The sequence below is a fragment of the Bradyrhizobium sp. WSM2254 genome (assembly GCF_000472645.1).
Taxonomy (GTDB): domain Bacteria; phylum Pseudomonadota; class Alphaproteobacteria; order Rhizobiales; family Xanthobacteraceae; genus Bradyrhizobium; species Bradyrhizobium niftali.
This window is the reverse complement of the sequence record NZ_AXAB01000027.1, coordinates 127,935-146,227: the sequence shown is the minus strand read 5'-3', so window position 1 is coordinate 146,227 and position 18,293 is coordinate 127,935. Positions and strand designations below refer to the sequence as shown.

14 protein-coding genes and 2 pseudogenes are annotated in these 18,293 nt (G+C 60.9%); 9 read left to right on the top strand and 7 right to left on the bottom strand.

Annotation, left to right across the window (positions count from 1 at the left end; genetic code table 11):
- Positions 1–582, top strand: a 582-nt coding sequence (locus A3M7_RS0120910; protein ID WP_027545647.1) for a transposase, incomplete at its 5' end; no start/stop codon positions are given.
- Positions 583–1,020: 438 nt separating this feature from the next.
- Here A3M7_RS0120910 and A3M7_RS0120900 read toward each other — a convergent pair.
- The 4 genes from A3M7_RS0120900 to A3M7_RS44700 all read right to left on the bottom strand — a co-directional run bounded on the left by A3M7_RS0120900 (position 1,021) and on the right by A3M7_RS44700 (position 9,231).
- On the bottom strand, positions 1,021–3,261 hold the full coding sequence (locus A3M7_RS0120900) for an LPS-assembly protein LptD (protein ID WP_371090207.1): 2,241 nt from the start codon (positions 3,259–3,261) through the stop codon (positions 1,021–1,023).
- A gap of 960 nt (positions 3,262–4,221) precedes the next feature.
- The gene (locus A3M7_RS0120895; RefSeq protein ID WP_027545644.1) at positions 4,222–5,010 is read right to left on the bottom strand and encodes a hypothetical protein; all 789 of its coding nucleotides are present in this window, start codon (positions 5,008–5,010) and stop codon (positions 4,222–4,224) included.
- Between the two features lie 1,517 nt (positions 5,011–6,527).
- Positions 6,528–7,241 carry a phospholipase domain-containing protein gene (locus A3M7_RS0120890; protein WP_027545643.1) on the bottom strand — a complete coding sequence of 238 codons (714 nt, stop codon included), beginning with the start codon at positions 7,239–7,241 and terminating at the stop codon, positions 6,528–6,530.
- Positions 7,242–7,470: 229 nt separating this feature from the next.
- Positions 7,471–9,231, bottom strand: coding sequence for an outer membrane beta-barrel protein (locus A3M7_RS44700; RefSeq protein WP_245284299.1), 1,761 nt, complete (start codon positions 9,229–9,231; stop codon positions 7,471–7,473).
- Between the two features lie 851 nt (positions 9,232–10,082).
- Here A3M7_RS44700 and A3M7_RS50610 point away from each other — a divergent pair.
- From A3M7_RS50610 to A3M7_RS0120870, 4 genes and pseudogenes are all read left to right on the top strand, one after another.
- Positions 10,083–10,271: pseudogene (locus A3M7_RS50610) on the top strand (IS110 family transposase); the annotation flags it as partial.
- 610 nt (positions 10,272–10,881) lie between these two features.
- Positions 10,882–11,304: a transposase gene (locus A3M7_RS0120880; protein ID WP_027545642.1), complete on the top strand. Its 423-nt coding sequence runs from the start codon at positions 10,882–10,884 to the stop codon at positions 11,302–11,304.
- A complete protein-coding gene (gene tnpB / locus A3M7_RS0120875) occupies positions 11,301–11,654 on the top strand; it encodes an IS66 family insertion sequence element accessory protein TnpB (RefSeq protein ID WP_027545641.1) in 354 nt (117 codons plus the stop codon). Before A3M7_RS0120880 ends, tnpB begins: the two co-directional genes overlap by 4 nt.
- Positions 11,655–11,723: 69 nt before the next feature.
- Positions 11,724–13,313, top strand: a complete 1,590-nt coding sequence (locus tag A3M7_RS0120870) for an IS66 family transposase (protein WP_027545640.1) — start codon at positions 11,724–11,726, stop codon at positions 13,311–13,313.
- Between the two features lie 21 nt (positions 13,314–13,334).
- On the opposite strand, the pseudogene A3M7_RS50605 reads toward A3M7_RS0120870, so the two are convergent.
- A pseudogene (locus tag A3M7_RS50605) lies at positions 13,335–13,480 on the bottom strand (SOS response-associated peptidase); the annotation flags it as partial.
- 333 nt (positions 13,481–13,813) lie between these two features.
- On the opposite strand from A3M7_RS50605, the gene ybgC reads away from it, so the two are divergent.
- From ybgC to A3M7_RS0120850, 3 genes are all read left to right on the top strand, one after another.
- Complete coding sequence (gene ybgC / locus A3M7_RS0120860) at positions 13,814–14,257, top strand: tol-pal system-associated acyl-CoA thioesterase (RefSeq protein WP_027545638.1); 444 nt, start codon at positions 13,814–13,816, stop codon at positions 14,255–14,257.
- Between the two features lie 96 nt (positions 14,258–14,353).
- The gene (locus A3M7_RS0120855; RefSeq protein WP_049823595.1) at positions 14,354–14,716 is read left to right on the top strand and encodes a YbgC/FadM family acyl-CoA thioesterase; all 363 of its coding nucleotides are present in this window, start codon (positions 14,354–14,356) and stop codon (positions 14,714–14,716) included.
- A gap of 79 nt (positions 14,717–14,795) precedes the next feature.
- Entirely contained in the window at positions 14,796–15,263 is a 468-nt protein-coding gene (locus A3M7_RS0120850; RefSeq protein WP_027545636.1) for a nuclear transport factor 2 family protein, read from the top strand.
- Positions 15,264–15,470: 207 nt separating this feature from the next.
- On the opposite strand, the gene A3M7_RS0120845 is transcribed toward A3M7_RS0120850, so the two are convergent.
- Together A3M7_RS0120845 and A3M7_RS0120840 are read right to left on the bottom strand one after the other, a co-directional pair.
- The gene (locus A3M7_RS0120845; RefSeq protein WP_027545635.1) at positions 15,471–16,184 is read right to left on the bottom strand and encodes a type 1 glutamine amidotransferase; all 714 of its coding nucleotides are present in this window, start codon (positions 16,182–16,184) and stop codon (positions 15,471–15,473) included.
- A 29-nt stretch (positions 16,185–16,213) separates the two neighbouring features.
- Positions 16,214–17,140, bottom strand: a complete 927-nt coding sequence (locus A3M7_RS0120840) for a LysR family transcriptional regulator (protein WP_027545634.1) — start codon at positions 17,138–17,140, stop codon at positions 16,214–16,216.
- A gap of 151 nt (positions 17,141–17,291) precedes the next feature.
- On the opposite strand from A3M7_RS0120840, the gene A3M7_RS0120835 reads away from it, so the two are divergent.
- Positions 17,292–18,248 (top strand): N-carbamoyl-D-amino-acid hydrolase, encoded by a 957-nt coding sequence (locus tag A3M7_RS0120835; protein WP_084302340.1) that lies wholly within the window; start codon positions 17,292–17,294, stop codon positions 18,246–18,248.
- Positions 18,249–18,293 lie beyond the last annotated feature (45 nt).

The window sequence follows — 18,293 nt, the reverse complement described above, 5'->3', positions numbered from 1 at the left end:
TTCGGTCTGAAGGTTGGCCCGGTGACGCGAAGGAATTTCGAAGCGCGGATTCGAGAGTTGGTTGCAGGCCAGGCGACATTGGAGCGCATTGCTGGTGCGATGCTTTCGGCACGATCGGCCCTGAAGGCAGAATACGGAAGACTACACAAGGCTGTGCTGGCAATTGTGCGTGATGATGCAGTCTGCCGCCGGCTTATGACAGTACCAGGCGTTGGTCCCCTGGTGGCCATCACCTACAAATCGGCGATTGATGATCCTCATCGCATTGTAAAGTCAAAGGCAGCAGGCGCGCTGTTCGGGCTCACGCCAAAGAAATATCAATCGGGAGAAAAGGACGTCACGGGCGGAATCACGCTGGCCGGCGATGAGACGGTGCGGACGGCCTTGTATGAAGCCGCCAACGTTCTGCTATCGCGCATCACGCGGTTCTCAAAACTCAAACGCTGGGGGATGGACGTCGCCAAGCGGAGAGGCTCGAAGCGCGCAAAGGTCGCCTTGGCACGCAAGCTCGCAGTGATCCTGCGGATCTGGGTCGATGGCACGACTTACCGATGGGCCGAAGCGGGCTCAATCGCAGCATAGAAGACGCGGAGGAGATCAAGAACGCAACCGGGATGAACTGAAGTCCGGTGCCCGAAGTCCCGTCGCCGGGACGGTGGATGCGGTGAAGCCGTTACACGCCCAGTGGCCGTCGTCCGACGAACCACGCGTATCTAGATAGGCTCACCGCTCCCTCTGACAGCATGATGTGGCGGCCAGGCGTCGACCACGAACAGAAGCATGAGCTCGGCGGCGTGGCGTTCACTCGGGAGGCTTGACATCATCGGGCCCATTACAGAAGGGCGTGTAAAGGCAGCAGCGCTTGAACATCTGCGCGCTGTTGGTGCCAAAGGCTGAATACACTGCCAGAGTGAGGTGGAGGCGCAGACCGTTTGCGAAGCGCTGAACATTCGACTGGCCGAGTGTCATCTGGAATTGCATCAATTGTGAATTGTTCCTCTTCAGCAGTGACACCGTCGCTCAAAAACTGACCGAATTTACCCCGATCGTTCGTAGACCGATAGTGAGCAGATAGGTCTTGTTCAGCACGGGCGGTGCCGAACCAACAGAATAGTTGTAGGAACTTACGTAATTTGCCGCCAGCACGAAGCAGTCGTCCACAAAGCCCGCGCCGAAGGCATACTGGTTGATCTTGTTCGCTTCAAGGTCCCAGCGCGCCGCGCCCTGAACCACCCAGTTCGACGCCACCTTGACCGATCCGCTGGTGAGAATGCCTTCGCGGTGCGTCAGGTAGCCGAGTTCCGGCTGCGCTGCGTAATCGCCATACGTCACGGCGACCGACCAGCGGTCGAAATTCGCGCTCGCCGTGGCCTCGAACCGGTTGATGTTCCAGGTCGCCTCGTCCATCTGCGAGCGGACGCTGAACGTATAGGTGCGGTTGGGCGAATAGGCGAGGCTCGCGACATAATCCGAACGCGGGTTCTGCAGGCCGGAGTCGATGCCGGTGTTGGTGACGTCGGCGACCGCGAACGAGTTCATCCCGAACATCTGGTAGGACTGTCCGAACATCCCCTTGATGCTGCCGCCGCGGTCGAACTGCGTGGTGGCCTGCACGCCGACATTGGCGCGGCTGCCGCCTTCGACGCGATCGTAGCCGGAGAACTTGTCGACCGCGAGCAGGTTGCTGGTGTCGAGCACAAAACTTTGTGCGTCCGCGCTCGGGAGCTTGCCGGCATCGGGCTCGTTCGGCCGGATGATGACTTGCGCGATCGGCTCGACGATCGTCGTGCCCCACGGCTGCACATTGATGAAGGGGTAGCGGTATTCGAGGCCGACGGTCGGCATCAGACGGACCGTCTGGGTGTCGCCGACCGGCAGGAAATTGGAAACGCCCGGCTGGTTCGAGATATCGGCGTTGATGGCATCGGCGCGGACGCTGGCGAACGGCGTCCAGATCTGGCCGAGGGGGTCGGTGTAGGACTTGCGCCACTGCGCCTCGGCCGTCAGCCTTGTGTAGGTGCCCGGCATGCCGCGCAGCAGACACTGCGACGGCAAGCGTGCCATCGGATCGGCGGAGGCGGTCGTGCATAGGCTGTTGGTGTTGGCGAGCGTCGTGATCGGATCGAACAACGCGGTCTCGCGGGTCAGGTTGGTGAAGTTCATCTTGTAGCTGAACTCGCCACCCAGGATCGGGCTGTTGATCACGTTGTTGTAGTCGATCACGGGAGCGACCACGGGGACCTGGTTCTGGTTGCCCGAGTAGCTCAGATAGTAGATCGCGCGCGCGTCGAAGAAGCTGCGGTTGCCGACACCGGTCAGATAGAGCTGCGTGATCGCTTCCGTCGGCAGCGACTGGATCGATCCGAACGGGTCCTTGTACTGGGCGAGCCGATAGTCGGACATGAAGAAGTAGTCGGACAGCAGCACGCCGTCCCAGCCCCAGACCCATTTGTCGTTCGGCGCGAACTGGCCCTTGGTGTCGACGCCCCAGCGGAATTGGCGGTCACCCGGCTGGCCGGCAAAGGCGCCTCGATCGAGCTGGTCGATGCCGTAGAGCCGAACCTGATAGGAGCCGTTCGACAGGCGCTGGCGGAATTCGCTCTGGAACAGCACGCCCTGCTTCGAGGTGATGCGCGGATTGAAGGTCGCGTCCATGTCAGGCGCGATCGCCCAATAATAGGGGATTTCGACGCCGTAGCCGAAGGCCGTGTAGCTGGTGAAGCCCGGCATCAGGAAGCCGCTCTTGCGCTTCACGGTCGGATCGGGCGTCGAGAAGTAGGGCAGATAGGCCATCGGAACGCCGAAGAATTCGAGCTGGGCGTTCTCGAAATAGAGCATCTTCTCGGTCTGGTTATGGATGATGCGCGCGCCCTTGACCTGCCACAGCGGCGGCTTCTTCGGATCATCCTTACAGGGCGCGCAGGCAGTATAAACGCCGTTGTCGAACACCGTGTAATTGCCGCTGGACCGGTCGGCGCGCGTCGCCGCCATGCGGGTCTGGTCTTCAGTGTCGACGCGCAGCGAATCGACGAAACCGTCGCGGTAGTCGTCGCTGAGATCCATGATGTTGGCGTAGGTGATCTTGCCTTCCGCATCGGTCATGCGGATGTTGCCTTCGGCATGAAGACGCTTGGTCTTCTGGTCGTAGATGACCTTGTCGGCCTCGACGCTGGTGCCGTTGTAGAACATCTGCACGTTGCCGACGGCCGAGATGCGGCTGTTGTTGTAGTCGTAATCGACCTCGGTCGCCTGAACGAGCATGTGGTTGTCGCCGATCACTTTCGGCCGGGCAGCTCGCGATTGGTGCTGATTGTAGATGAAGGCTTGCGCCCGTGCTGTCGCGGGCGCAATAACGCCGCAAGTAGTAATAACACCCGCGATGATAAGCCTTAAACTTCGGCGGCGAGCGATCACGCATACACACTCCACGAACTCGGTAAGGCGCTCCTGCCGACAGGGAGAAGCACCGCAACAATCCCAGCTAACGATCGCGCCGTACGATCCACGCGACAGCTCCGTCATCGCACTAGTCTGAATCAATCGGACGAGGTTCCATCTGAGCCGTTAAAGGGGCTGCGAACCGTCATCGACGTAACGGAATGCCTCGCATCTGAAGCAATCGACGTGCCATTGCATCTTTGGTGCGTTGGCGAACCCTGCCGTCATACCGTGGGGTTCGGGACATTGACGCCTCAGATCGGACGCGGATCGCCACGACAACAACATGAATCGCCCATGGTGACGATTCTCCAAGCTTTAGTCAGCGAAATCCCCGCTGCCATACCGCGCTCTCGGCCAGCGTTAACGCGGCCCGTAAGCGAGATGAACTACAACGCGCGTGCCGTGCGAGTTACGGGCGTTAACCAACCCGCCAAGGCGGTCGCGCCGGGTCTGCCATACCGGCAGCTCCTTCAGCAAGCCGCCAGATCGGGCCAGACGACCTTGTGCTCGTTGAGCATGTGTTCTTCCTCAGCGAACCTTGCGTGATTTTCCGTCCGTCTTCTGGTCGGATATACTTCTATGAAAAAGGCCAATTAGATCGCCGCGTCTTGGCGGGCCAAGAAGGCAATCAGTGGTTCCAACTGCCGGCACTGCGCCTGCCACAGGATCTGTGCTGCTTCACTTTGGACGCCGGAACGTTGCCATCACGCAACAGCAAGCATCACTCACGCCTTTGGTTGCAGTCGCTCCCCTGGAAACGGTGTTCCAACCAGCCTGAACTCAATAAAAGTTAAGACCCTGATCATGAGCGGCTATCATTATTGGAGCGCCTCCGCCATTTTTCGCAAGCAGACAACGGCTCATAATGCCATTCGTAGCCTTGGCGGCCCAGTCATCCGCAATGGATCGTTCGACCGCTACGCGAGGAAGCCCTCTGCCGGGATCGGCAGCCTCTTTGACGAACGCGTCAGCCAAAGAACGCCGGAATCCGGAGATTGTTTGCATGTTCGAGGACGAGATCGCGCACATCACAGCTTTATTGTCTGCGTCCATATACACCTGAGGTCCAAAGGCGTCGCGGCTGGCATTGAAGGCCATGATCAGGGTGTAGGTAATCTTGGTGCCGTCGGATGATGTAAATGTATGGATTCCGACGGAAGCGAAAGTAGATATCAGGACAAAATTGGTAAGCCCATCCGCATAGAGTTTCGGACGCTGCTGCCCGACAACTCTTATTCCAACAAATTCGGCAATTTGATCCTCCGCGCAGTGTTCTAGAATGTGGCGAGTGCAGTTTGGTCTCTCATTGCTGGGCCGCAACTCAGTCCAATGGCCAAGACACGAGAATGATGGAAGGCTGGCGGTACCCAGCGGAGCATTGGCCCGATCGATACAGAAAAGGTCCATGACGGGTTTGGTCAACACAGAGCGTCGTTTCGACTGTCTGTAATCCAAAATGTACAGCGCAGGGATCTTTGCTCGAGAACTCGTCGGACCGCGGTCATCCGAGTCCGTGGCCAGCGCACCAGGTATGCTGGCCACCAACATGGACGCGGCGGCGAGCAACATGATTCCCGCCAAATACAGGTGCGGCAAACATTGGCATCTTGGAATTGGCCTATGTACTAGCATAGCTAAGGAATCCACCGCCGATCGTAGCGGGGCGATCGCCGACGACTAGTCGCTCCCCTCGCCGGTGGCTCAGATGTCAATGCTCCAAAAACTGCCAAGGTCTTTGGTTCTCTCGGGAGCAAAAACGACGCCGTATGTGAGCGTCACGACATGATCGACGCCCCGAAACTCGGGTGGCGCCGCCGTGAACAAAAGCAAGCGCCGTGCCTCTTACACGATGCAGATTTGCGAATTCTTCGTGGTTTGTGCGTGCCTTCGAAACATCGATACTTGTCTCGAACCTGACAAATTCGGTGCCGGTGCGTCGGAATACGTGCACCAGCGACTGTGAAAGCACGCTGGTTGCCAGTTGACATGCTTTCTCGGGCGGTACGCGTATCCGATCCGAGGAGTTCGTGGTAATCCTTGAGCGGCGGTCGGCCCACTTGGATTCGCCCTCAGGAACGTTCTGCGTGATCGCTTGCCGCTTTAGGCCTGAACAATCTATGACTCTGATTTCGGAAGACTGCGACTCTCCGATTTTGGAATTTCAACGGTCAGTGGCAGGGTGACATCTGGCTCGCGGTAGCTGTGATCGAGGTGATTGCCATTGTTGCGCAGGAGCGATCACTCTGCGCGAAACCGGTAAGCCCTCCAACAAGTCGTCTAGCGCGGCCGCGGCTGAGTGATAAGCCCCAAGATCCTCGTCCTCAAAGAACGGGTTAAACGAACCCGCTCGCGGCACAATCCGAAATGTGCCGCGCTTAGTTCGGCATTCCCAATAGCCAAGCATGATCTCACCGCTCAAGCTAGGTAGTTGGCTCATCACCCGAGCCATGCCGCAGTGCGAGAGTGGCTCGCACGAGTCTTGTGTGAGCCACAAATTGTTATTGCGCGGAAAACAAACGTAACGATCTTCTCGGCGCCGCTGTCGACCCGTGAGGACACCCTCAAGGGAAGTCGCTTCCTGGATGTCGACATGGCACCTTGTAATTCGGGAAAGTTCTCGGACAGTTCGATCAAGATGCCCTGCGGGACCGCAAGTCCTAACCCACCGTCGGACGTAGCAACTGTAGCTAGGGATGGGAAGCACCCTCAGCGTTGATCCCAATGGAGTGATATTACAAGCCAACGGGGGGATCAGCCAATCGTGTGCGGAAGGCGCTCCTTTCGTACCGGAATGAGCATCAGGAATCGCGCCGCGGCGCCTCCGGCCAATAGGCCGCCACCCCGGTTCCCCGATGCTTGCACAACCCGACCAAAGCGGATCGGCGACAAGGCCCAGCACCGTCGGCCCCGCGAGCAGGATCGACATCCAGGTACTGAGAAGCTCTGATCCTGAAACCAGAGAGGAAAAAAGGGCGACGCGAACCCACGTGTGAGAAAAGGCATCCCGTAAAGGCCGCTGACCGGTATTGCGGCCCTGAGTCCCGTCGCGGCGGTTTCGGTTCCGCACCTGTTGCATCAGGACAGGCCTAGTCCAGCATCATGTCACCGGCGCGTAAGGCTCGGGCGCACCGATCTATGGCCGGGTCCGAAGCCGATATCCTCCCAGTTTCGACGTGGCCGCACAGACGCCAGCTTGCATCGCCGATTTCCAGGCGAACGTCGTACCATTGGCTCGATCCATCCAGCGTCAGCCGCTCGCGATGACTTGCGCCTGCACGGATGGACAGCTGCCGGTCGGTCGCGGCATAACCATCCGCAAGACGAGCGATCACTGGTTCACCAGCATTGACGATGTCGATCACAAGCGAACCATCTTGACGGACATGCCGCGCACTCACACCAGGCCTGACACGTGCAAGCCCGCGAAACTCGCGCATGAATCCGTTGGGTCCATCGACCCGAAGAGCATAAGGCGCGCCGAATGCAGTGCTCCATCGGGCATCGAGCGAACGACTCGGCTCCAGCGTGTAGCATCGCGGCGGCGCCTCTTGCGTCATGTCCTGAACCCGCAAGGCGACGCCGATTGCACCATCGTTACGGAAGCTGAGCCGCACCCCGTCAGCTTCGATATCGGCGTCCACGGCGAGATCATAGGCCAAGGGCCGTGCGGACCGCGGCCTTGCCTCGACCATGGGCGGAGCAAGGTGCGCTGGCGCCTGCGGGAACGGCTTCGCCTCGAAATGAGCCTTATAGCCATCGAAATCCCGCTGATCGGGAAGCGGCGCGAAAGCGTCGAGCATCGCCAGAGCTGAGGCAGCGCTTTCGTTCGGCGTTGCGAAATCGAAGAGGCTGGTCAGGTGACCACGTCAAAACGGAACTGGGCGCCGATCTGGAATGAGCGTCATCCTGAATGCTGGTGTTCAGCAGCCCCCAGGAGCCCCTGCGTTCGAAATCGTTCGAGCGAACAGTCATCTTGCAGTGATACTCAGTTTGGTGCTTGGAAGATATCGAGGGACCTCGCCTCTTCAGTCAGAACTTATAGGAGGCCTGCAAGAACGTGCCCCATCGCTCCATACTGTACTTCGCAAGTTCAGGCCCAGTGACGACGGCAGGTTCGCCGCATCCGCTGCACATGAAATCGCTGTCCTTCTCGGTCCACATGGCCCAATAGCGACCACCGATGCCAACACTGAAATTGCTGGTGATGAAGTAGGATAAAATTGCCTCCACCTGCACGCCACCACCACCATTCCCGCGTTGGTCGAAGAAGGTTGTGGTGGGGCGCAAGAGATGGTTGTCGCGGCCCTTGAAATACGTCCAAGGCAGGTAAGCAACGTCGGCGCTCACCTGCCAACGATCGAGAAACATGGTCTCGGCGCTAAGGCCGACACGCGGTGCATTCCAATCGGTATCCTGGCTGCCGATGATCCTGTTGTCGTCCGTCGTTAGGCACGGAACAAGGGAGCTGGCAATCTGCACGCATCCTGGCGTGTCCGACTTCTGGCCGTATTGAGTCCAGCCGACAAATCCGCCGACCTTGTAGGTGCTGCCCCGCAGAAAATCGTAACCGACATCGGCCGTGGAGTACGTGAATTTTCCGTTCGCCTGGCCTGATCTCGTGTTGCTATAGGACGCGAAGCCTAAGATTCCCCAGTCTTCATCGTTCATACTTCCACCATTGAAGCGCCCGATCCCAACATTGCCCTTCACGAATATTCCCCAGGGGCTGTCAAGGCGTCCGAACAATTCCCCGGAAAATCCGTCGAGCCCGTGATAAGTGAGTCTTGACTCAAGAATAGTGGGATCTCCAAGAATCGCGGGCACGGCGCTATTGTCCCATTGAAATCTTCCCCGGCTGAGCCACAGCCGTGAGCCCCCTTCGAATGACCAGCCGGCGGCGTAAGCCGGCGGCGGCGCATTGACGGTCCCCTTTGTCGCGTAGACCGACGCATCGGACCATCCCGGCGCTGACGGGTCAGCGTCAAAATGATAGTTCAGACCGACCTTTCCAAGGTGATAACTGCTGGAGAGGCTGGATGTGTTGGCTGGGCGAATTACTAGCGGCGGAAACTGCTCGGTGGGAGCGGTCGCCACACTCGGCCCGCCAAAGCCCAGATAGTCGTACTCAAATTTGAGGGACCATGCAGGCGCGAGCCTTTGCTCGACGCCCGCCCCGATGATGCCACCGACACGACCATACTCGAAATGAGTTGCCCCCTGCGGAGTGAAGCCGAAGTATTCGTTATTGTTGACGATGCCGCCGCGATTGTGTTGCCAAGCAACACCTCCCTTGAGGTAGGCCAGTGTGTGCCCCTGCGGGCCAAAAGCATAACCCACGCGACCGGCGCTGGTGACAAAAACGTTTGGACTTGCCTTGCAGGTAGCGCCTACAACAGTGCCGGAGGCGGCAAGGCAGCTGTTTGTACCGTCGGAGATAACACGGCTGGCGTCCAGTTCGACGCCAAAAACCCAGTTGTCCTTCTGCCAATTGTAGCCAATCTGGCCGCCAGCCAAGAACGCAGGCGTGTCAGTGACGTCGCCGTAGATTGATGGACCGTAGGGATCACTGAAGGATGTCCGGCCATAACCACCGCCAACGTGTCCGCCAAGATATCCTCCGGTCCAGTTCCACGATGCCGGTGGGGTTTTCGTTGCCGCCTCGAGATCTGCCGCACTGGCGGCACCGCTTGCGACGGATGCAACTGTTGCGGCACCCAAAAGAAGAACTGCAGATCGCATATCAACCTCAAAACGATACTTGTTGCCATCCTTATGATGGCAGTCAGCCACTCACGCAGTCACACGTCCGTCGAAGAACCGACCAAGTGCGACATTTCAGCTTTGGTTGGCTATCGCGCGATGATCGGCCTCAACAGGCCTTAAGAAGTCTTCGAACGGCAGCGCGCTCTTCCGGTCGGCCCGTCGCAAACCTGACCCAACGCGACGTTCGCCATTGAGCTTCCCTTCCCCGCCACTCAGCACTCTGCGAACTTCCTCATCAACGAGCGCCATGCAGGACCCGGGCCATTCCGACGTAGCGGCACACTCGCTTTCTTTTCGAATGCGATGTCGCGCTCGCAACAGCTTGCGGAGTTCTAAACATGAGACGTGTTCGTTTTCGAACAGAAGCACGAGTGAACGTCAACGCGGTATGCGAGATCTCGCAAACCGTAGGCGCGTGCACATGATATTTTAGATCGACCCTGGCCACACGCTGTAAGGGTCTGCTGCCTAGACGGTGAGACGATGTCTCTCACCTAGCTTGAGCTATTCAGAATCGAGGGTGACCTCTTCTCGGATCTCGGCCCGCTCAATACACAGGCTCGAAAACAGGCGTTGCGTCGAGTCAGTCCCACGGTGCAGGTCTATATTAGGCGAAGGGCGCTCAAGTCCTTGGCGCCACTTGGAAGGCATTTACTTCTAGCAACGGTTCGAAGAATACGGTTTTCGCGGCCTCCGACTTGGTCAAAGAGAGCTGTCGTCGGACAGAACAGCACTCTGCTCGAACAAGCGCCGAGCTATGCAGGTCAGAAAACCGCGGACATGTCACACGGCCTACTCGACTAATGGGTGGTCCGGTCGTGCTCCAGTCCCGCCGATGATTGACGCTGGCAAGAGACGCCAAAGATCAGGAGCGCGCCATGTCTCAGAACTCTAGCTGCGCAATCGCAGTGATCGGCATCGATATCGGCAAGAACTCGTTCCACGTAGAAAGGAACGATTAAGGTGGTGCGATCGTGCTTCGGCAGAAATGGTCGGGTGACCAGGCCGAGGAGCGACTTGCCAACCTCCCGCGGTGCCTGATCGGCATGGAGGCCTGCGTCGGCGCCGCATCATCTGTAAATCGGCGTGGGGTCCGAGCGCCGATAGGCCATCCTAAGTGCTTGATCAACTTCGTATCGACGGGGTTAATGTTGCGCTCCGATTCACACCCGATGCCGGTATGCGCTTGAGAATCCAAGTCACCCACATCGAGCCGTGAGCGAGATTGCGTACGGCTCGGGGTTTTCTGACATGACTCACTTGGACGCCGCTTCAAAGAAGCGTATGGCGTCCTGCCCAGCGAGTACCGCAAGCTAGCCAAATGGTCGGGACATGGCGGTAGGCTTTAAAGCGTGCATATGCCGCCCGCTTGAAATACATGCGAACGGCGCGGCGCTTTCACCGAGTCTGGGCGAAGCCGATTCTGTCGCAGGGCTTGATTTGAGCGCCGGAAGGATGGCGAGCAGAAGGCCAAAGAACAGCGTGTGAGTTAGGCGGCTGCTCGGTCCTCCTTGTCCGGCCCGCGCGTGACAATTTTGAGCACGTCATCTGGCAACGGTCGCCGCAGCGCCTTCGCTTCGTCGCACGGCGCTCGCATCGTAAGCGCGAAGCCGATACCCTGGCTTCAGAGTTAGAATGAATGTGCGAAGAAGCCTCCGGCTTGGAACGGAGGTTTGGATGGGATTGGACAGCAAAAAGGACGTCCATTTGGACGGCTCTCCGGTAGGGCCGGTGAGCCGGCTGGAGGTCCTCGAAGGACCGTCGGGGCGCCGTGTGCGTTCGGAGGCTGAGAGAGCCCGGATTGTCGCGGAGAGTCTGCTACCTGGTGCCCAGGTGTCCGAGGTGGCGCGCAAGCACGGAGCGACGCGCTGGCAGATTTACGATTGGCGACGACGCTTTCGACAGCGAGGCATGTTGGCGCCGTGCGAAGCATTGCAGTCGACATTCGCACCGCTGGTCGTGGAAAGCGCGTTGGAGGAGCGTCACGTTCCGGCGATCAAGCTTGAGATCGCGATCGGCGATGTCGTGCTGCGGACGGACACAGCCATAGATGGCGAGCAGCTGTCCCGGGTGATCCGCGCAGTGCGAGCGTCACGATGATCGCGGCCGGTGCCGATCTGAAGATTTACATCGCGACGCGGCCGATCGACTTCCGCTGTGGCCACGATGGGCTTGCGGCGAAGGTGCAGGAGATGCTTCGTCTCGACCCGTTCAGCGGCGCAGCCTTCGTGTTCCGATCGAAACGAGCGGACCGGATCAAGATTTTGGTCTGGGATCGAACGGGCCTGGTGTTGGTGCACAAGCGTCTCGAAGGTTGCAGGTTCGTTTGGCCAACGATCGCAGACGGCGTGATGCGGATATCGCCGGCGATGTTCGCAGCCCTGTTCGAGGGGCTGGATTGGAGGTTGGTCCGCCCGGAAGAAGCGCGGCGTCCCCAGGCGGCTGGATAACTGCGGCAGAATGACTCGGAAGCTATTTTGAACGTGGCACGTGCGGCGGCGATGTGCTCGAAATAGCGCATGAGCATCGCGGCGCTGCGCGACGAAAATGAACAACTGAAAGCGCTTTTGGCGCAAACGCAGGCGGCCTTGAGCGAGCATCAGGGGGCGCTGGCGGCGTCGGAGGAAGCGCGGCGTCGGCTGGAGGTCATCCTCGGCGAATTGCGCCGCGAGAAGTTCGGCGCGAAATCCGAGAAGCTGCGGCCAGATCAGTATCACTTACCGCTGGAAGACGTGGAGATCGCGCAGGGCATCCTGGACGCGGCGCAGGAGAGAGCCGAGGCTGTGATCAAGGGCCGATCGCGGAGCGTGCCGGATCAAGGCTCTCATCGCAATCGCGGCTGCTTGCCTGCCCATTTGCCGCGCGTGGAACGGATCATCGAGCCTGCGAGCACGCTCTGTCCGTGCGGTTGCGGCGCCATGACGAAGATCGGCGAGGACGTCAGCAAACGCCTCGACGTGATCCCGGCGCAATGGCGGGTGTTGGTCACGCGCCGCCCGAAATACATCTGTCGCCATTGCTCGGGCCCTGTCGTGCAGGCGCACGCACCGGAGCACGTCGTGCCCAGCGGGCTGCCGACCGAAGCGGCCATTGCGCACGTGATCGTTGCCAAGTTTGGCGACCATACGCCGTTTTACCGTCAGGCCGAGATCTATGCGCGCCAGGGCATCCGGCTTGATCGGGCGACACTGGGCAACTGGTCCGGGCGCGCCTGCTTCCATCTTCAGCCCATCGCGGACCACATGCGCCGCCGCCTGGCCATGGCGGATCGTCTGTTCATGGACGAAACCACGGCGCCGGTGCTCGATCCCGGGCGAGGCCAAACGAAGAAGGGTTACTTCTGGGCGATCGTCTCCGACGACCGCGGGCACAGCGGCCCAAGTCCGCCGATCGTGCTGTTCCGATATGCCCCCGGTCGCAGCGGTGCCTTTGCGGAGCAGTTCCTGGATGGCTTTTGCGGACGCTTCCTGCAATGCGATGCCTATGACGGTTATGACCGGCTAACCGGAGTCGCTCGACCGCAAGGGCCGTGGACGCTCGTGCATTGCTGGAGCCATTTGCGCCGGCGCTTCGTCAAATTGGCCCGTAACAGCAAATCGCCGATCGCCGAGGCCGCCGTTCGGCACATCGCACAGCTTTACGCCATTGAAGCCATGGTACGCGGTGCATCGCCGGACATCCGGCTGGCCGGGCGCAGGGAGCACTCGCTGCCCATGGTCGCCGCGTTAAAGCCTTGGTTCGAGAAACAGCTGTCGATGATCTCCAGCGGTTCGACGCTCGCCGAGGACATCCGCTACGCGCTCAATCACTGGCAGGGGCTGACCCGCTTCCTCGAAGACGGGCGCCTTGAGCTCGACACGAACCCGGTCGAGAACGCCATCCGGCCAGTCTGCCTGACCAGAAAAAATGCCCTCTTCGCCGGGCATGAGGTCGGGGCTGAAAATTGGGCCTTGCTTGCGTCGCTCGTCGCCACCTGCAAGCTCAACGACGTCAACCCGGCCGCCTACATCGCCAAAACACTCGAGGCCATTATCGACGGCCATCCCCATAGCAGAATTGACGACCTCATGCCGTGGCGATTCCGCAAAGCGTCAAGTCAACCTCAATAGGGTCGCGGCTAAGCGCTTACCTCGCATCCAAACATCGCGCTCTTCGTTCGTAGTCAGGATCACCGGCATGGCCTTGGGATGGATCGGTTCGACCACGGCGTTCGGCGTTGTCGTCAGGAAGCCGTAGACAAGGAGAGGGCCGGAGACGGCTTGGATTTGGTCCCGCGAACGCAATCCGGGCCAGGATGGTCGACCAGTTGGCTCAACGGCCAGCATCAGCTCCCAGATGCGGTTTGCCATTCGGGCGCCGCGGTTGGCGTCGCTGGAACCCTGAAATTCGGCCGGGTGCTCCGGGCACAGATGCAGCTCATCCGGGATGCGGACTATGTGACGCAGGCTACCATCTACGGATTGAGGACTTTGGCAGCACGTGCCCGACGAGGTTCACGGGCTGAGCATCGGCTACGACGGGGCGTGGAGCTCAAGGTTTTTGGCGCTTGCTCAGAAAGGCGCCTCTGTGCAAGACAAATGGTTCCCGGAAGCGCAACAAGGAACGTACCGTGACAGCCTCTCTTGATGGCGAAATTCGCGGCGGAAGCCATCATATGCAGGTCCGCGTCTACTTTGAAGATACCGACTCTGGCCAGATTGTGTATCATGCAAATTTTCTGCGGTTCATGGAGCGCGGCAGAACGAATTACTTGCGCCTGCTCGGAACCAATCAGCGAGCGCTGCTCGCAGAAGCTCGGAACGATGCGCCCGGCTTTGCCTTCGTTGTCCGTTCGATGACAATCGATTTTCTAAAGCCAGCGGTCTTAGACGACGTGCTTGACGTCGTAACGCTCCCGCAAGAGGTGAGAGGCGCGTCGATTGCCTTGCTGCAGGAATGCAGGCGCGGAGACGATCTCCTAGTTGCGGCGCGTGTACGCGTGGCGTTTATCTCAGGCGGAAGGGCGCAGCGCATTCCCAAGGCGCTGCGACTTGCTATGGAAGGGCACAGATAAAATCTGCTCCTCGTTCACGCCTTGACCGTCCATCGACCCAACGAAAGCAATCCGTTAGGCTTCTGTTGCGACAACGTCAAACCAGAGTTCTCCGGCATCGTCTATCACGCCAATTATCTGCGCTTCATGGAGCGCGGGCGCACCAATCACCTGCGGCTGATGGGCGCCGAGCAGCAGGCGCTGTTCGAGCAGCCCGCGACGGACGACGCCGGCTTCGCCTTCGTGGTGCGCTCGATGCATCTGGATTTCCTGAAACCCGCGCGGATGGACGACGTGCTCGACGTCGTGACCTGGCCGGTCGCGGTGAAGGGGGCCTCCATCATGCTCGCACAGGAGGTCCGGCGCGGCGAGGATGTGCTGGTCAAGGCCGAGGTGCGCGTCGCCTTCATCAGCGGCGGCCGTGCCCAGCCGATCCCGAAATCGATCCGCACGCTGATGAAGGCTGATCTGATTTCGTGATCGCCCGATAGGTGATGGCCACTCGACTCCGCCGGCTGCGGCGATAGATTTGCGGCCCCGACCCATCGATGAGGCCATCATGTCGCGCCCGCCGCTTCCGCCCTTCACGAAAGAGACCGCTGCGCAAAAGGCCCGCATGGCCGAGGATGCCTGGAATTCACGCGATCCGGTGCGCGTTTCGCTCGCCTACACCGTGGACAGCCGCTGGCGCAATCGCTCGGAAGTCTTCCAGGGTCGCGAGGCCATCGTCGCCTTCCTCACCCGCAAATGGGAGAAGGAGCACGATTACCGCCTGATCAAGGACCTCTGGGCTTTCGACGGCAACCGCATCGCCGTGCGCTTCCAGTACGAATGGCACGATGCGAGCGGCCAATGGTATCGCTCCTACGGCAACGAGCAGTGGGAGTTCGACGAGCACGGCCTGATGAAGCGGCGCGAGGCGTCGATCAACGACATCATGATTGCCGAGAAGGACCGCCGGTTTCATTGGCCCGCGCCGGGGCCGCGGCCGGCGGATGTGGCGGGGCTGGGAAGCGATCCGTTCTGATGTTTGCGAGATAGCGCGGCGAGCGCGCTGCACCCTCTCCCCTTGTGGGAGAGGGTGGCTTCGCGAAGCGAAGCCGGGTGAGGGGTCTCTCACCGCGAATCCAACTCTTATTTGAATGCGCTGAGACAGACCCCTCATCCGGCGCTTCGCGCCACCTTCTCCCACAAGGGGAGAAGGGAAGAAGTGCTCGCGGCTAGTGCGTGCGAACTAGAGCGCCGTGCGCCTCGCCAGAAACCGCGTAATCGCCCCGCCGAGCTTTGCGTTGTCCAGCGGCTGCGCCAGCGACGCGCGCGCCGTGGCGACGACATCCTCCGGCGCCTTGCCGTCGCGCAGTTCGCAGCACACTTCGGCAAACTCCACGTCGAACTCGGGATGCGGCTGCACGGTCAGTGTCGCGCCGTTGGCGTAGAGCAGGCCGGCATGCGGGGTGAACTCGGATGAGAGGATCGTCAGCGCTTCGTTCGGCGGCTCGATCACCTGGTCCTGATGCGAGGCGGCGATGGCGACCGCTTCGCCTTCGACGACGCCGTTCTCCGGCAGCACCTGATAGACATGCCGGCCGATGCCCCAGCCCTTCTCGGACTTGCGCACGGTGCCGCCGAGCGCCTGCGCAATCAGTTGATGGCCGAAGCAGACGCCGACCATCGGCGTCTTGCTGGCGTAGGCTTTACGGACAAAGTCCTCGAGCGGCGCGATCCAGTCGAGCCCGTCATAGACGCCGGCGGCCGCGCCGGTGATCAGCACGGCTTCGAGCTTGCCAGGATCGGGAAGCGCGTCACCGTTCGGGATGCTGACCACGTCGACCGTGGCTGTCGGATCCTCGGCGCGGACCATGCGCTCGAACATGTCGGGAAACGAGCCGTGGCGCTCGCGATATTTTTGCGGAACTTTTCCCGTCTCGATGATGGTGATGCGTGCCATCTGCCCCCCAAGATAAAAGGTTGCGAAGCTCAGTCGCTTTCTGCCCCATGTTGCTGGTGCGGCGCTGTGCTTTCCAGCAGCGCGCTCTCCTTCCGCACCTCGTTGAGAAAGGCCTTGGCGAGGCGTGACAGCGGCTCGGCTTCCGACCACAGCATGTAGGCGACCGCGTGGGTCGTCGGCGTGAACGGCCGGACGACGAGGCCATTGCCGCCGTTCTGCCGCGGCGAGAACGGATCGACCACCGCGGCACCGACGCCGGCGGCGGCGAGCACGCAGGCGGTGTTGCAGTAGCGCACCTCGACCGTCGGCTGGAGCGGCGCGCCGGCGCGGGCAAAGCTGTCGCGCACGGCCTCGCCGAGCCGCGTGCCGCGCTCGAGCCCGATGAAGGGCAGGCCGGACAGATCCGCCGCCGAGATCACGGGCCGGTCGGCGAGCGGATGCTGCGGCGGCAGCACGCACACCATCTCGCCGGTGTGCACCACCTCATGCGCGATGCCGGGATGATGCGTCAGCCCGAGCGCGAAGCCGAGCTCGGCGACACGGCTGAGCACGCCCTCGATGATGCCCTCGTAGCGCCGCACGTCGAAGAAGACGCGCGTCTCCGGGCGGCGGCGCAGGAAGCTGGATAGCGCGGACGGGATGATGCTGTAGGCAAGCGGCGGGGTTGCCACGATCGCAAGATGTCCGGACCGGTTCTCGCGCAGATCGCGCACGCGGTTCTCGAGTTTTGCGTGCAGCGCGAAGATCGCCTCGCTCTCCTTGTAGAGCGCCATCGCTTCCGCAGTCGGAAACAGCCGGTTGTTGACGCGCTCGAACAGCGCAAACCCCGCCTGCGCCTCCATCGTCTTGAGCGCGTTGCTGACCGCGGGCTGCGACAGTGCCAACTCGTCCGCCGCCGCGACCGTGGTGCGGTGGCGGATGACGGCGCGCAGGATCTCGAGCTGACGCAGGTTCATATCACTGCCGGTTATACTCTGGGCCAAAAGATCATAACAGAACGAATTGATTTTGCAGCCCCGCTTCCGCGTAATGGAAGCGGATTTGCACGTCGCATCAAAGGGTTCATTCGCCCATTGAGGCAGCACTGCGCACAGATTGGAGGCAATCTTGGTTCGTGTCCTTCGCGCCGCCGCCGCCCAGATGGGCCCGACGCAGAAAGCAGACTCGCGTGAGCACACGCTCTCGCGCATGCTTGCACTGCTGGAGGAGGCCGCCGGCCGCGGTGCCAGCCTCGTGGTGTTTCCGGAGCTTGCCTTCACCACCTTCTTTCCGCGCTGGCTGCTCGAAGGCGAGGCGCTCGACCATTACTTCGAGCGCGGCATGCCGAACCCGGCCGTGGCGAAGCTGTTCGACCGTGCGCGTGCACTGCGCGTCGGCTTCTATGTCGGCTATGCCGAGCTGACGCCGGACGGCCGCCGCTACAATTGCGCCATCCTGGTCGATCGCGACGGCGAGATTCTCGGCCGCTATCGCAAGGTGCATCTGCCGGGCTCGGTCGAGCCGCGTCCGGGCGCGCGCTACCAGCAGCTGGAGAAGCGCTATTTCGAATATGGCGATCTCGGCTTTCCCGCCTTCCGCGCCGGATCGGCCTGGGCCCACGCCATCATGGGCATGATGATCTGCAACGATCGCCGCTGGCCGGAATCCTGGCGCGTGCTCGGCCTGCAGGGCGTCGAGCTCGTCTGCATCGGCTACAATTCGGCGGCCTACGATCCGAATGGTGGCACCACCGAAGACGGCGCCTTGCGCACCTTCCACTCGACACTGGTGACGCAGGCCAATGCCTACATGAACGCGACCTGGGCGATCTCGGTGGCGAAGGCGGGCGAGGAGGACGGCTCCGGGCTGATCGGCGGCTCCTGCATCGTCGATCCCAACGGCCGCATCGTCGCGCAGGCGCAGACGCTCGCGGACGAGGTGATCGTCGCCGACATCGATCTCGACCTCTGCCGCCAGGGCAAGGACAAGATGTTCAATTTCGCCGCCCACCGGCGGCCCGAGCAATACAGGGTGATCACCGAACGCGCCGGCGTCATCGAGCCGGCCGTTCTCGACGCGGACTGAACAGGTGGCACGGCGCTGGCAAGCGTCGTCAAAAGGGAAAGATCG